A 14,647-nucleotide genomic window follows, 5' to 3' on the forward strand; every position below is an offset into this window, starting at 1 on the left:
GGCGCCGGCTCAATGTCGGTGGCTGCGCGTAGCCCACCAGCAGACCAGCGAACCCAGCGTTACCAGTGCCACGCCCTGCCAGAAGCTCCAGCCTGGCAGCACTTGCAGCAGTGCGCTGGCCATCAGCGCCGAGAGCACGGGTGTGAAATAGGACGCCGCGGCCAGCAGGGCCAGCTTGCCATGCTGGATGCCGTGCTCCCAGCAGCTATAGCCCAGTGCCGTGAGCGCCCCGACCAGCAAGACCTGGCCGGCGGTGAGCCAGGTCCAGAGCATGGGTTGTGACTCGCCCAGCATCAGCCACTTGAGCCACAGCGCGATGGCAGTCCAGGTCACGAACAGGCCTACGGCGTTGAAGCCGGCGCCATAGCGGCGCGCCAGCAGCGAGTAGGCCGGCCAGAGCAGAGCGGCCGCAAAACCCATGCCATAGGCCAGCGGGTTGCCCAGCACATGGCTCCACATGATCGGCAGGCTGAAGCTGTCGCCGCCCAGCACGCGCGCCAGACCCCACAGGCAGATCAGCACGCCTGGCCAAAGCCACCAGCGAGCCGCCTGCTGGCCGCACAGCACGGCCAGCACGATGGTGAGGCTGGGCCAGAGATAGTTGATGAGCCCGATTTCCATGGCCTGGCTGCGGTCGTGGGCCAGGCCCACGGCTACGGACAGGCAGATTTCATAGACCACGAACAGCAGGCCGCAGCCCCAGAGATAGGCCGGGTGCATGCTGCGCCAGCGTGCCAGCTCGCGCCAGCCTTTGCGCCCGCGTGCTGCGGCAATGCAGATGGCGGCCATGGTGTAGAGGCAGGCCGCGCCGCCGACGGCGCCCAGCGGCTCGGCCACGGCGCGCATCAGACCCACGGTGCAGCTCCAGCAGAGTACGGCGATCAGGCCGATGGCCGTGGCCTTTTGCGCGGCGGCTGCGTTCATGCGCAGCCGTTCCTGCTCCTGAAGCAGGAGCTGTTAACGCTAGTCCTATCTGAAAAATTCTCAATAACTGCCATGTAAACCTTGTAGATGCTGTGCAGGCTGCTGCGAAATTGATGAATGCAGATATGAAAAAAGCCGCAGACCTGCGGCTTTGGAGGGTAAGGGCGAGGGCTGCGCTATGCGCGGCCCGGCACTCTGCCGTTGACGGTCATGCCGTGCATATTGTCATCGCTGTCGTGGAACTGCTTGCGCATATTGCATCTGGCCTGCGGCCTATGGGTCATGGATGCTGTTTGGCGACCCCGGCGCTGTCGCGCTTCACGAACAGCAGCACCAGAATGGCGGCACAGAACTCCACGGCAGCGATGATGAGCAGGCCTGGCGCATACGAGCCGCTGCTGGACTTGAGCAGACCCAGCAACTGCGGCGAGAAGTAGCCGGCCAGATTGGCTGCAGAGTTGATGACCGCCAGGCCCACGACCAGGGCAGTGGCCGAGAGGAAGCGGTTGGGAATCTGCCAGTACACGGGGATGGAGCCCATGGTGCCCAGCGATGACAGAGCCAGAGACGCGACGACGCCGGTCACATTGCCCTGCTGCAGGAACAAGGCCGTCAGCACCAGCCCGACAGCGCCCATGGCAGCGGCAATCGCCGTGTGCCAGCGCACTTCCTTTTTGCGATCGGACAGCCAGCCGTTGCCCACCATGCCTATCCAGCCACAGGCGTAGATCAGGGACATGACCCAGCCCAAGGTCTTGAGGTCGGTGATGCCCACGGATTTGACGATGCTGGGTCCGTAGAACACCAGCGTGGAGTTGCCGGCCACGATGCAGAAGAAGATCAGGATCAGCATCAGCACGCGAGGGTTGCGCATGGAGGCCCAGAAGCTGTGCTCGCGTTGGCCCAAAGAGGCTTCCTCGGCCTTGAGCTCTTCGGCTACATGCTGTTTTTCACGGGCGCTGAGCCAGGGAGCCTTGGCCGGTGTGTCGCTGAGCAGAAAGTAGGCAGCAATGCCCGCGAGAACGGACGGAATGCCTTCGATGATGAACAGCCATTGCCAGCCCGCATGATTGGCCACGCCGTGGAAGGTTTCCATCAGATAGGCGGCAATCGGGCTGCCCAGCATCAGCGACAGGGCCGACGCCGAGACAAAGAACGCCAGGGCCTTGCCGCGGCGGTGCGCCGGCAACCAGTAGGTCAGATAGAGAATCACGCCGGGCTGCAGGCCGGCTTCGAAAGCACCCATCAAGAAGCGCAGCACATAGAACTGCAAAGGCGTCTGCACCCAGGCCATGAGGATGCCGGTCACGCCCCAGCCTATGGTGATGCGCATGATGGTCTTCTTGGCCCCGAACTTGTGCAACAGCAGATTGCTGGGGACTTCAAAGAAGAAATAGCCAATGAAGAAGATGCCGGCCCCTGCGCCATAGACGGCGTCGGACCATTGCAGGTCGCTCATCATGGTCAGCTTGGCAAAGCCGACGTTGACACGGTCTACCCAGGCCAGAAACCAGATCAGGGTGAGAAACGGAATCAGCCGCCAGATGATGCGGCCAAAGGTGATGTCGCGCTCCTGCACGGTGCTGACATCGCTGCGCGCAGCAGAGACGGGAATGGAAGACATGGTTTCCTCGCTTTCGTACAACAGTGGGACTGAGAACGGCTACGAGAGCAGGGGTAGCAGCTCCGCGCATCCACTGCTGCCTGCTGCGCGGATGCCGCCGCGCCGGGGTCAGGCGCGGCCGGCATCACAAGGCCGGGAAAGGCTCTGGCAGGTACAGCTCAGATGGGGCGACTATAGAAGTGGCTTGCGCAAAGCACAGCCGGTGCTTTTCCGTCTGGACAAAACAAGAAATTTAAATTTCAAAAATCAAAATATGAAAAATTAATTTCTTTTACGATTTTTGCCAGGACGTGGAAAGCAAAAAACGGCCACCAGGGCCGTTTTTTCGGGAGCAGGGCAGGGCTTACAGACCCAGCATGATCTGCAGGTTTTGCACGGCAGCGCCGCTGGCACCCTTGCCCAGATTGTCCAGGCGGGCAATCAGCACGGCCTGGCGGTATTGCTCGTTGGCAAATACGCGCAACTCCAGCTTGTTGGTATTGGCCAGGGTGTCGGCGGCCAGCTTGTTGTCATCAGTAGGCGGCAACACGCTGACCCAGTTGGCGCTGGTGTTGGTCTGGGCGTAATGGTTGGCCAGGGCGTCGTGCAGGTCGGCGGCCTTGGGTGCGCCGGGCAGCAGATCCAGGTGCAGCGGCAGCTGCACCAGCATGCCCTGGGCAAAGTTGCTCACGGCGGGGATGAACACGGGGCGGCGGGTCATGCCGGTGTAGTGCAGGATTTCGGGAATGTGCTTGTGCGACAGGCCCAGCGCGTAGGCCTCGTAAGGGGCGGCATCGCCGCCTTCATAGGCTTCGATCATGGTGCGGCCGCCGCCGGTGTAGCCGGACACGGAGGGCAGGCTCACAGGGTAGTCGGCGGGAATCAGGCCGGCAGCCACCAGCGGTGCCAGCAGGGCAATGGCGCCCGTGGCGTAGCAGCCGGGGTTGGAGACGCGGGTGGCGCTCTTCACGGCGTCGAGCTGGCCGGCGCGCAGCTCGGGGAAGCCGTAGACCCAGCCTGCGGCCGTGCGATGGGCGGTGGAGGCGTCGATGATCTTGATGGCGCGGCCGGTTTCTGCGGTGATGGAGTCCACCATGGCTGCCGTTTCACGGGCGGCATCGTCATGCAGGCAGAGGATGACCAGATCCACACCGGCAATCAGAGAGCGTTTGGCGGCCGGGTCCTTGCGCAGTGCGGGGTCGATGCTGACCAGTTCCACACCTGCAAAATCGACCAGACGATCACGGATCTGCAGACCCGTGGTTCCTGCTTCTCCGTCAATAAAGACTTTTGCCATTGCATTTTCTCCTGCACCGGCGCGCGCATTTCTTGGTTTATATGCCGCTGCCTGCGGCACCATTGCCGCTTTCCGAACGGTGATTGTCCTTGAATCTCGTCAGGGATGTGCACTGCCTGTCTTTGAGAACGTGGTTGAGCTCTCATCGCGCCGCGACAGAGGCTTTGCGGGATGGGATGCTAGGGGGCGGCCCCCCGCGCGCGATACCGCAGCAATAGCTGTGCTATTGCGAGGATTTGCGCGGCCGGCGAGGCAACGCCGCAGACTGCCCCTGACCGGGCGTCCGCAAAGCCCCTGTCCCGGAGGGTTGGAGCGAAATCGGGCGATTTCTGTGCGCTGTCACTTGCTTGCACCCCGGTGCAAGCGGCGAGCCATCGCTTCGAACTCATCCCGATTGCGCTCCAACGCGGCTGCGTAGAGATCGCAATCACGTTCTGAGCCAAGTCTCGCGCGAATGGCCCAGTAGACGTAGCAGCTATTCGCGGTTGTCAGCACATTGCCAGCCGCTGCCCCAATGTCCTTGACTCGTATATAAGACATAAGAAAGTTGCGGGAAGAAAAGATATCGTGTAGGAATAATTTCCCTAAAGAATTCAAGGCATTGCAGCTGTTTCCGGAACACGACAAAGTTGCGCGAAATTGTGGATTTTGCGCATGTTCAGGTGTCGTTTTGCGCGGTGCAGCATGGTACATTCCTGCTCGCCATGTCATATGAACCCGATGGCCAGGCTCCCCCGAGTCGGTGGCAAGCGGGTATTTCCCCTCAGTTCAGAGAGACAAAGTCATGAAGATTCATGAATACCAAGGCAAGGAAATCTTGCGCCAATTTGGTGTGCCCGTTCCCCGTGGCATTCCTGCGTTTACCGTGCAAGAGGCTGTTGAAGCAGCCCAGAAGCTGGGTGGACCCGTGTGGGTGGTGAAGGCCCAGATCCACGCTGGTGGCCGCGGCAAGGGCGGCGGCGTGAAGGTTGCCAAGTCCATCGAGGACGTGCAAAAGCTGTCCGAGCAGATCCTGGGCATGCAGCTGGTGACTCACCAGACCGGCCCCGAAGGTCAGAAGGTTCGCCGCCTGTACATCGAAGACGGCGCCGACATCAAGAACGAGCTGTATGTGTCGCTGGTGACCGACCGCGCCACACAGAAGGTTGCCCTGATCGCTTCCAGCGAAGGCGGCATGGACATCGAGGAAGTGGCCCACTCCACTCCCGAAAAGATCATCACCGAGATGATCGACCCCCTGACCGGCATCACCGAAGCGCAATCGCGCAAGGTGGCAGCTGCCATCGGTCTGGAAGGCAAGTCCGTGGACCAGGCCGTGGATCTGTTCGCCAAGATCTACAAGTGCTACATGGACACCGACGCGTCGCTGGTGGAAATCAACCCCCTGAACTGCGACTCCAAGGGCGACCTGATGGCCCTGGACGCCAAGTTCAACTTTGACCCCAACGCCCTGTTCCGTCACCCCGAAATCGTGGCTTTCCGCGATCTGGACGAAGAAGACGCTGCCGAAATCGAAGCATCCAAGTTCGATCTGGCCTACATCTCCCTGGACGGCAACATCGGCTGTCTGGTGAACGGCGCCGGTCTGGCCATGGCCACCATGGACACCATCAAGCTGTTCGGCGGCGAACCAGCCAACTTCCTGGACGTGGGCGGCGGCGCTACGGCCGAGAAGGTGACCGAAGCCTTCAAGATCATGCTCAAGAACCCCGAAGTCAAGGGCATTCTGGTCAATATCTTCGGCGGCATCATGAAGTGCGACACCATCGCCACCGGCGTGGTCACTGCTTGCAAGGCCGTGAACCTGTCCGTGCCTCTGGTCGTGCGCATGAAGGGCACCAACGAAGAACTGGGCAAGCAAATCCTCAAGGATTCCGGCCTGCCCATCATCGCTGCCGACACCATGGCTGAAGCAGCGACCAAGATCGTTGCTGCCGTTAAGTAATACGCCCCGGAGATAGAAACATGTCGATCTTTATCAACAAAGACACCAAGGTCATCACCCAGGGCATTACTGGCAAGACCGGCCAGTTCCACACTGAAAAGTGCCAGGAATACGCGAACGGCAAGAACTGCTTCGTGGCAGGCGTGAACCCCAAGAAGGCTGGCGAAAAGATTTTCGACATCCCAATCTTTGGTTCCGTCAAGGACGCTGCCAAGGAAACCGGCGCTACCGTGTCCGTGATCTACGTGCCTCCCGCAGGTGCTGCTGCTGCCATCTGGGAAGCTGTTGAGGCCGACCTGGACCTGGCCATCTGCATCACCGAAGGCATCCCCGTGCGCGACATGCTGGAAGTGCGCAACAAGATGAAGGCCAAGGAAGCTGCCGGCGGCAAGAAGACTCTGCTGCTGGGCCCCAACTGCCCCGGTCTGATCACGCCTGACGAAATCAAGATCGGCATCATGCCCGGTCACATCCACAAGAAGGGCCGCGTGGGCGTGGTGTCCCGCTCCGGCACGCTGACTTACGAAGCCGTGGCTCAGCTGACCGAACTGGGCATTGGCCAGTCCTCCGCCGTTGGTATCGGTGGCGACCCCATCAACGGTCTGAAGCACATCGACGTGATGCGCGCTTTCAACGACGATCCCGACACCGATGCCGTGATCATGATCGGTGAAATCGGCGGTCCCGACGAAGCCGAAGCTGCCCAGTGGTGCAAGGCCAACATGAAGAAGCCTATCGTGGGCTTCATCGCCGGCGTGACTGCGCCTCCCGGCAAGCGCATGGGCCACGCAGGTGCCCTGATCTCCGGCGGTGCCGACACGGCTGACGCCAAGCTGGCCATCATGGAAGAGTGCGGCTTCACCATCACCCGCAACCCTTCCGAAATGGGTCGCCTGCTGCAAGGCCTGCTGAAGAAGTAAGCCCGTGCAAAAGTTCGTGATACAGCGTTGAATTTACGCAGTATTACGAACTGGCAAGATGGGCTTAGCGCCCTACACTGCCTCCACTCTTAAAAGAAAGCGCCGCGCAATGCGGCGCTTTCATATTCAAAACAGTGGAGTCAACATGGAAATGCTCAATAGCGCCGATTTCTGGATCGGCCTGGTGAAGATCATCTGGATCAACATCATTCTCTCCGGCGACAACGCCGTGGTCATCGCACTGGCCGCGCGCTCTCTTCCCCCTGAACAGCAAAAGAAGGCCATCATGTTCGGCTCCGGCGCCGCCGTGGTGCTGCGTATCGTGCTGACCGTGGTGGCTGCCAAGCTGCTGGAACTCTCCTTCCTGCAGGTTGTGGGCGGTTGCCTGCTGCTGTGGATCGGCTATCAGTTGCTGACCGGCGACGAAGACGGCGAGGGCGAATCCAAGGGCCATGGCTCCATGATGACTGCCATCCGCACCATCCTGATTGCCGACCTGGTGATGAGCCTGGACAACGTGATTGCCGTGGCTGCGACCGCCCAGGGCAATATGGTGCTGCTGATCCTGGGCCTTGCCATTTCCATTCCCCTGGTGATTTTCGGCTCCACGCTGATGATCAAGCTCATGGAGCGCTTCCCCGTCATCGTCACGCTGGGCGCGGCGCTGATCGGCTGGGTGGGCGGCGAGACCATCGTCAACGACAATCTGCTGCATGGCTACACTATGGCTCACCCCTGGCTGCACTATGTCGCTGCTGCAGCGGGTGCCGTGCTGGTGGTCGGACTGGGCAAGTTCATGCAGGCACGCTCTGCAAAGAAGGAAGTCGCTGTGGCCTGATCGCCCCGGAAGTCTTTCCCCAAAAAACGCACTGTGGATTCACAGTGCGTTTTTTTATGGCCGCAGTGCGGATGACAAACTGTGTGAACATCTGGTGGACACCAACCTTCGTGTAACCCCAGGCTTGTTAGCCTTGTCGCCATGCAGATATCGGAACTTGCCAGCCTGTCGGGTGTGTCCGTACACGCCATTCGCCACTATGAGAGTCTGGGCCTGATTGCCGCCAGTCGGCGTCCTTCCGGCTATCGCGAGTTCGATGACAGCGTGATCCGCGAGCTGCGATTCATCGCCATGTCGCGGCAATGTGGCTTCTCTCTTGCGCAGATTGCCGAGGTATTGCCGGCCTACCGCTGCAAGTCCCTGACGGCCAGCCAGATCGTCTGCAGGCTTGAGGAGCGCATTGCCGAGATCGATGCCGAAATCGCCAAGCGCAACGCTCTGCGTCAGCACCTGGTTTCCCATGTGGAATGGTTTCGTCTGCGCGAGCAGCGGCCAGCCTCGAAACCGGGATTTCCTCGCGTCTTTGCGCGGGGCGGCAATGATGCCGGTCCATCCGGCAGGAGGGGGAGCAAGTCATGACACCGCAGAACGAACACTTTGCCCGAGACATCAGGGCGCTGGTGCTGTCCATGCCAGTGGCGCAGATGCTGCAACTGCGCTTTGAGCGCATAGAGCCCGGCGAGGTCGATCTCTGCCTGCCCTATCAGGACAGTCTGAGTTTCAGGCCCGGCCAGTTGCAGGCAACGCCGGTCTTTGCCATCGCAGACTTTGCCGCCGTATCGGCGGCAGGGACGCTGCTGCCGCCGGGCTGGCTCAATGCCACCGTGGACTGCAGCATCAAATACCTGGCTCCTGCCGATGGCGAGACATTGCTGGCCCGTGGCCGCGTCATCCAGGCCAGCAAGCTGCTGACAGTGGCCCGGGCGGATGTGTTTTCCTGCCGCGAAGGCCAGGAGCTGCTGTGCGCCACCATGCTGGCCACGGCGCGGAATCTGGCGCCTGCACAGTAAGAGGCCTTTTGGGGTGCTGTAGCGCCTGAACGCTAGATGCTATCGAGGTTGATTTTTCTCGATAGCGGGCCTGTAACCGGCCGGGTCAGCGCCTTCAAGGCAAACTACAGCCCATCATGAAGACCCAGTACTACACCGCTTCCAGCCTGGACGGCTTTCTTGCCACCGAAGACGACTCTCTGGACTGGCTGTTTCCCCTGGGCAGCCTGACGCAGTCCAGCTATCCGGGCTTTATTGCCCAGGTCGGTGCGCTGGCCATGGGCTCGTCCACCTATGAGTGGATGGTCCGCAACGCCGACGCGGTGAAGAAGGAGAGCGGCGCGGCCTGGCCTTATGCACAGCCTGCCTGGGTTTTCTCCAGCCGTCAGCTGCCGTTGATAGAGGGAGCCGATGTACGCTTTGTCAGCGGCGATGTGCGGCCCGTGCTGGCAAGCATGAGGGCTGCAGCCGGCGACAAGAACATCTGGATCGTGGGTGGCGGAGATCTGGCGGGACAGTTCCATGACGCGGGCCTGCTCGATGAAGTCATCGTGCAGATTGGCTCGGCCACTCTGGGCCGTGGCAAGCCTTTGTTGCCGCGCCGCTTGCTGAGTCCCGTGCTGCAGCTGCAGTCCGTGCAGCAGATGGGCCCGGGAATGGCCGAGCTGCGCTACACCGTGTGCAAGACGCAGCCGCCCGCGAATTAACGGCTGCTTCTGGCAGGCCAGAGCACCGAAGCAATCGCCACCACCATCAGGCAGACAGCAGTCCAGTCCTGCCAGTGCAAGACCTCGCCCAGCCACCAGGCGCCCACGAACACGCCCAGCACCGGAATCATCATCACGCTCAGCGTGGAGGCCACGGGCGGCAGGCTGCGGGCCAGATAGAACCATACGGCCTGGGCGAAGCCCAGCACCAGCACACCATTGAAAGCGATGGCAGCCAGAGCGCTCTGGTCGGGCATATGCCATTGTTGGCGCTCGAAAACAAAGGCCAGCACGGTCAGCACCACGGTGGTGATGGCCACCATCCAAAGCGACAGCGTCATCAGCGGCACCGGCGCCTCGGTGCGGCGCAGCAGCTGCGTGCCCCAGGCCCAGCCGGCGGCGGCGATCAGCATCAGCATCACGCCCAGGGGCTTGCTGCCCAGAGCGCCAACCTCATGCCATAGCAGCAGCAGCACGCCGGCAAAGGCCGCTCCCACGCCGGCCCAGGCGCGTGCGCCCAGCCGGTCCTTGAAGAACAGGCTGCCGAATACGGCCGAGAAGATGGGCATTGTGTAGCCCAGAATCGCCGCGCGCCCGCTGGACAGCGTGGGGATGGCAATGATGATCAGGCAGTGCCAGAGCACCATATTGAACAGCGTGAGCTTGGCCAGCTGGCCCCAGTAGCTGCGCGGTATGGTCAGCGGCAAGCGCTGGCTGGTCACAAACAGGGCCAGAATCGGCAGGCCTATCCACATGCTGACCATGCGAAAACTCAGCGGCGGGAAATGCTGTACGCCGAGCTTCATTACCGGCCAGTTCAGGCCCCAGACGATGGTGAGCAGGACGAGAAGAATGAGCTGTTTGGGCGTGAACGAAGGCATGGGTGTGGATTATCTCCCCCGGAATGACTTTCTCCCCCTGTGGCGCTTCGCACCTTCCCCCTCACTCGCTTCGCGGGAGGAGTACGACACCGTCGGTGCGCGGCGGCGCTTCCTCGGTGTCACTGAGTTGATGTGTGCGTCTGCTTTGCGGCTTGGCGCAAGACCTGTAGCGGGGCTTGGAAGGGTCGAGCAATTAAAATCATGCTTTATGACTTTTATCGACATGCTGCGCGACGCGTCCACGCGCAATGACTCCATGCTGTGCGTGGGTCTGGACCCTGAACCCAGCCGCTTTCCCGGTGCCATGAAGGGCGATGCGTCCAAGATCTACGACTTCTGTGCAGCCATCGTCGATGCCACCCATGATCTGGTCAACAGCTTCAAGCCCCAGATCGCCTACTTTGCCGCCCACCGTGCCGAAGACCAGCTCGAAAAGCTGATGGAGCACATGCGCCGAGTGGCACCCCATGTGCCCGTGATTCTGGATGCCAAGCGCGGCGATATCGGCTCCACCGCCGAGCAATACGCCAAGGAAGCCTTCGAGCGCTATGGCGCCGATGCCGTGACGCTCTCTCCCTTCATGGGTTTCGACTCCATCACGCCCTATCTCAAGTACGAAGGCAAAGGGGCTTTTTTGCTGTGCCGCACCTCCAACCCCGGCGGTGACGATCTGCAGGCCCAGGTCCTGGCCGATGTGCCTGGCAACCCCCATATGTTCGAGCATGTGGCCAAGCTGGCCCAAGGCCCCTGGAACACCAACGGCCAACTGGGCCTGGTGGTGGGTGCAACCCGTCCCAACGAGATCGAGCGCGTGCGTGCCGTGGCTCCCACCTTGCCGCTGCTGATTCCCGGCGTGGGCGCACAGGGTGGCGATGCCGTTGCAACCGTCAAGGCGGCTCGCATCGGCGGCGGACCCATCATCATCAACTCCTCGCGCGCCATTCTGTACGCAGGGCAGGGCGATGACTTTGCCAAGGCTGCACGCGAAGCCGCTATCGCCACGCGCGCCACGCTGCAGGCTGCAGCCCAGAGCTGAGGCAGGGTAGGCTCTGGCCATGCAAAGCAAATGGCTGGAAGACTTTCTGCTTCTGGCTCAGGAGCGCAGCTTCACCCGTGCGGCAGAGCTGCGCCATGTCACCCATCCTGCGTTTGGCCGGCGCATTCGTGCGCTGGAGGCATGGGCTGGAACGCCGCTGATCGAAGCGGGCGGCGGGCCGGTTCGCCTCACCCCGGCCGGTGAAGCCTTTCGCGACACCGCCGAGCAGATGGTGCGCACCCTGGCCCAGTCGCATGACGAGCTGCAGGCCGTGGCCGGTCGGCAGGCCCATGTGATCACGCTGGCCACGGGGCGTACCCTGGCGCGTACCATCGTGGCTGACTGGCTGGCGCGCTACGGCAGCGTGCTGCAGACGGCGGAGATGCGCATCGTTACCCGCACACTCGACGAAACCGTGCACATGCTGCAGCGCGGCGAAGTCAGCTTTGCCCTGCTCTATCACCATGCGGCCATTGCCGTGCGACTGGATGGCCGTCAGTTCAACTATCTGACGGTGATGAGCGACAAGCTGGTGCCCGTTGCGCGGGCCGATGCCGAAGGCAAGCCCTTGTTTGCACTGGCGCAGGCCCTGTTGCCCGGTGCCAGCCCCGTGCCCTATCTGGCCTTCTCGCACAGCATGGCTCTGGGGCGGCTGGCCGAAGATCATCTGGCCAGCCATCCGCTGTGGCCACGTCTGCGCCGCTGCATCGAATGCGATTCTGCGGATGCCAATTACGAGTACGTGCTAAAGGGTCTGGGCGTGGCCTGGATGCCCTGGTCCATGGTGCAGCGCGACTGCCAGGACGGTCGTCTGGCGCTGGCCGGGGACGGCAGCCTGGACGTGCATTTCGATGTGCGGCTTTATCGGCCCAAACGCCGCTTGAGCACCGCTGCGGAGCAGTTCTGGACCGATATCACTGGCCAGTAAATAAGCAGTCACTCCTTTTTTGCCTGCGGCCAGACCTGAAGCTGGAAAAACAACAGCGGGTATCGGGCTCCTTGCAGCATTGCTCCCTCTCTATTTGCTCAAAAACGCGTTGATGTGCTGAAATGGCACGGAAATGTGCCAGATCGGCACTAAAAGGTTTTCTCCGTATTCGGACAATTGCCTCATACAGATTCGGAATAGTTTCATGCAGAACACAAACATCCTCCGCCGTACCGCCATCGCTGCGGGCCTGCTGCTGGGCGCTGCCGTGGCAGTGCCTGCCATCGCCGCCGACAACTATCCCAGCAAGGCCATCACCATGGTCGTGGGCTATCCGGCCGGTGGCAGCACCGACCTGGTCGGTCGTCTGGTGGCCGATGGCCTGGCCAAGCAGCTGGGCCAGCCCGTGGTGGTGGAAAACCTGGGCGGTGCCGGTGGCGCCATCGGTGCGCAGAAGGTGGCCAAGGCCCCAGCCGACGGTTACACCATCATGGTGGGCGCCAACAATGAGCTGGCCATCGCCAGGCTCATCAACAAGGCCGTGAAGTACAACATTGGCGACTTCACTCCCATCGGTCTGGTGGGTTCCCAACCCATGGTGCTGGTCGCATCGCACAAGGCCGGCGTGAAGAACGCGGCCGAGTTCGTGAGCCTGGTGTCCAAGAACCCCGACAAGTTCAGCTACGGCAGCTCCGGCGTGGGCACGGCGCTGCACCTGGCCGGCGAGCTGGTCAAGGAGCAGGGCAAGCTGCAGATGACCCATGTGCCTTACAAGGGCGTGGCACCGCTGACCACCGACCTGGTGGGCAACAACATCGAGTTCGGCGTGTTCGTGCTGTCCTCGGGCCTGCCCCATATCAAGGCCGGCAAGGTCGTGGCCCTGGGTACGACCGAAGCCAAGCGCTCGGCCATCACCCCCGATATTCCTGCCCTGTCCGAGCTGCCCCAGTTCAAGAACGTGGACATCAACAGCTGGTTTGCGCTGATGGCCCCCAAGGGCCTGCCCGCTCCCATCGCCGCCAAGCTGAAGAAGGCGCTGGAAGAAACCATGGCTTCGCCCGAGTTCCGCAAGAAGATGGAAGAGACCGGCAACGTGGTGGCCGATCCCAAGGTGGATGCCGGCAAGTACATCAACACCGAGATTGCCAAGTACTCGAAGATTGTTCAGTTCGCCAAGATCGAGAACTGATAGTGGCACCGCCTGGGTGGTCTGAGACTGCCTGAGGTTCTGAACGGCTTGTGTCTTTTGGGGCGCAAGCCGTTTTTGTTTCTTGGCTGATTTGAGGGCAGAGGGCGGGCCGAGCCCCGCCCTCTGAGTGCCAATCAAGCAAGCCGTAATAATCGAATCAAATCGGCATCAAGCGCAGACCCACAAAGCGCAACCAGCTCTCAATTCTGAGTCGCCAGCTGACAACGCGCAGGCGACACTGCCCCCACATTCACCTTCTGCGCGGCCAGCGCCGCATCCAGCGTTTCCCCGAGCAGCAGATTGCGCGCCAGCAGGCTGTAGCCGGCGGCGCTCTGGATGCCATAGCCGCCCTGGGCGGCAACCCAGAAAAAGCCCGGCACAGGCGTGGGCGAGGCATCCCAGCCTATTACCAGCTCGCCATCAGCGACAAAGCTGCGCAGGCCGGCCCAGGTATGCGAGGGGCGGCGGATTTGCAGCGTGGTGGCTTCCTCTATGTGATAGATGCCGGTCGCAATGTCCAGCTCTTCGGGCACCACATCGTGCGGTGCCACGGGGTCTGCATTGGCGGGTGAGCCCAGCAGCTGGCCGGCGTCGGGCTTGATGTACCAGTTTTCATCGGCGCTGATGATGGCGGGCCAGTGCGTGGCATCCATGCCTTCGGGGGCCGGGAAGGTGAAGGCGCTGCGGCGCTTGGGCGTGATGCCGATGGGCGCCGCGCCCACCATGGCGGCCACGACATCCACCCAGGCCCCGGCGGCGTTGACGATGACCTTGGCACGAAGGCTGCGGCCCTGGGGCAGGGCAATGTGCCAGAAGTCGTTGACCCGGGTGATGGCCTGGACCTCGGCGTTGCACCACAGATCGCCGCCGCGCTGGCGCAGGCCGCGGATATAGCCCTGGTGCAGGCCGTGCACATCGATGTCGCGTGCGCCGGTGTCCAGAAAGCCGTCCACCAAGACCTCGGTGTCGAGCACAGGAACCAGGGTCTTGAGTTGCTCGGCGCTCAGGCGCCGGGCCTCGGGGGAGTGGATGGTGGCTTCGGCATAGGCGGCGTCGACCAGATCCTTTTGCTCGGCCGTGCCCACATAGAGCACGCCGCGCGGCGTGAGGATGGGAGCTTCGGCAAAACCGGCCGGTGGCGCATCGTAGAAGGCGCGGCTGGTGCGGGTCAGGGCCTGCACCTGGGCGGGCCCGTAATGCTCTTCAAACAGCGCGGCCGAGCGGCCGGTGGTGTGATAGCCGGGCTGGGATTCGCGCTCCAGCACCAGCACGGAAGGCGGAGTATCGCCACCCGACTGCGCCAGCTGCCAGGCTGCGGATGCACCGGCCATGCCCGCGCCCACGATGACGAAATCCCAGACATCTTTCTGCATTGCTTCTCTCCTCGGTG

General features: G+C 62.1%; 15 protein-coding genes. 10 read left to right on the top strand and 5 right to left on the bottom strand.

Annotated elements, in window-relative coordinates; translation table 11 throughout:
• Nucleotides 1-9 precede the first annotated feature (9 nt).
• Together yddG and EIC84_RS12765 are read right to left on the bottom strand one after the other, a co-directional pair.
• Nucleotides 10-924: an aromatic amino acid DMT transporter YddG gene (yddG, locus tag EIC84_RS12760; protein ID WP_003064747.1), complete on the bottom strand. Its 915-nt coding sequence runs from the start codon at nt 922-924 to the stop codon at nt 10-12.
• Nucleotides 925-1,204: 280 nt separating this feature from the next.
• A complete protein-coding gene (locus tag EIC84_RS12765; protein WP_003064745.1) occupies nt 1,205-2,548 on the bottom strand; it encodes an MFS transporter in 1,344 nt (447 codons plus the stop codon).
• Between EIC84_RS12765 and EIC84_RS12770 the strand changes: the two genes are divergently transcribed.
• On the top strand, nt 2,538-2,813 hold the full coding sequence (locus EIC84_RS12770) for a hypothetical protein (protein WP_131361312.1): 276 nt from the start codon (nt 2,538-2,540) through the stop codon (nt 2,811-2,813). The two genes, EIC84_RS12765 and EIC84_RS12770, sit on opposite strands and share 11 nt — an antisense overlap.
• Before the next feature lie 78 nt (nt 2,814-2,891).
• Here EIC84_RS12770 and argC read toward each other — a convergent pair whose 3' ends face one another.
• Nucleotides 2,892-3,824, bottom strand: a complete 933-nt coding sequence (argC, locus tag EIC84_RS12775) for an N-acetyl-gamma-glutamyl-phosphate reductase (protein ID WP_003064743.1) — start codon at nt 3,822-3,824, stop codon at nt 2,892-2,894.
• A 784-nt stretch (nt 3,825-4,608) separates the two neighbouring features.
• Between argC and sucC the strand changes: the two genes are divergently transcribed.
• From sucC to EIC84_RS12805, 6 genes are all read left to right on the top strand, one after another.
• Nucleotides 4,609-5,769, top strand: coding sequence for an ADP-forming succinate--CoA ligase subunit beta (gene sucC, locus EIC84_RS12780; RefSeq protein ID WP_003064741.1), 1,161 nt, complete (start codon nt 4,609-4,611; stop codon nt 5,767-5,769).
• Nucleotides 5,770-5,789: 20 nt separating this feature from the next.
• Entirely contained in the window at nt 5,790-6,689 is a 900-nt protein-coding gene (gene sucD, locus EIC84_RS12785; RefSeq protein WP_003064739.1) for a succinate--CoA ligase subunit alpha, read from the top strand.
• A gap of 145 nt (nt 6,690-6,834) precedes the next feature.
• The gene (locus EIC84_RS12790) at nt 6,835-7,527 is read left to right on the top strand and encodes a TerC family protein (protein WP_003064737.1); all 693 of its coding nucleotides are present in this window, start codon (nt 6,835-6,837) and stop codon (nt 7,525-7,527) included.
• 141 nt (nt 7,528-7,668) lie between these two features.
• Nucleotides 7,669-8,106 carry a MerR family transcriptional regulator gene (locus EIC84_RS12795; protein WP_003064727.1) on the top strand — a complete coding sequence of 146 codons (438 nt, stop codon included), beginning with the start codon at nt 7,669-7,671 and terminating at the stop codon, nt 8,104-8,106.
• Entirely contained in the window at nt 8,103-8,537 is a 435-nt protein-coding gene (locus EIC84_RS12800; protein WP_003064725.1) for a PaaI family thioesterase, read from the top strand. Before EIC84_RS12795 ends, EIC84_RS12800 begins: the two co-directional genes overlap by 4 nt.
• Nucleotides 8,538-8,653: 116 nt before the next feature.
• A complete protein-coding gene (locus EIC84_RS12805) occupies nt 8,654-9,223 on the top strand; it encodes a dihydrofolate reductase family protein (protein ID WP_003064723.1) in 570 nt (189 codons plus the stop codon).
• On the opposite strand, the gene EIC84_RS12810 is transcribed toward EIC84_RS12805, so the two are convergent.
• A complete protein-coding gene (locus tag EIC84_RS12810; protein ID WP_003064721.1) occupies nt 9,220-10,104 on the bottom strand; it encodes a DMT family transporter in 885 nt (294 codons plus the stop codon). The two genes, EIC84_RS12805 and EIC84_RS12810, sit on opposite strands and share 4 nt — an antisense overlap.
• 208 nt (nt 10,105-10,312) lie before the next feature.
• Here EIC84_RS12810 and pyrF point away from each other — a divergent pair, with 208 nt between their 5' ends.
• From pyrF to EIC84_RS12825, 3 genes are all read left to right on the top strand, one after another.
• Nucleotides 10,313-11,140 (top strand): orotidine-5'-phosphate decarboxylase, encoded by an 828-nt coding sequence (gene pyrF, locus EIC84_RS12815; protein ID WP_003064718.1) that lies wholly within the window; start codon nt 10,313-10,315, stop codon nt 11,138-11,140.
• A 19-nt stretch (nt 11,141-11,159) separates the two neighbouring features.
• Complete coding sequence (locus EIC84_RS12820) at nt 11,160-12,068, top strand: LysR family transcriptional regulator (protein WP_003064716.1); 909 nt, start codon at nt 11,160-11,162, stop codon at nt 12,066-12,068.
• 205 nt (nt 12,069-12,273) lie between these two features.
• A complete protein-coding gene (locus EIC84_RS12825; protein ID WP_003064714.1) occupies nt 12,274-13,257 on the top strand; it encodes a tripartite tricarboxylate transporter substrate binding protein in 984 nt (327 codons plus the stop codon).
• Nucleotides 13,258-13,457: 200 nt separating this feature from the next.
• On the opposite strand, the gene EIC84_RS12830 is transcribed toward EIC84_RS12825, so the two are convergent.
• Entirely contained in the window at nt 13,458-14,630 is a 1,173-nt protein-coding gene (locus EIC84_RS12830) for an FAD-binding oxidoreductase (RefSeq protein ID WP_003064711.1), read from the bottom strand.
• Nucleotides 14,631-14,647 lie beyond the last annotated feature (17 nt).

The sequence above is a fragment of the Comamonas sp. A23 genome (assembly GCF_004522605.1).
In the GTDB taxonomy this organism is placed as follows: domain Bacteria; phylum Pseudomonadota; class Gammaproteobacteria; order Burkholderiales; family Burkholderiaceae_C; genus Comamonas; species Comamonas thiooxydans.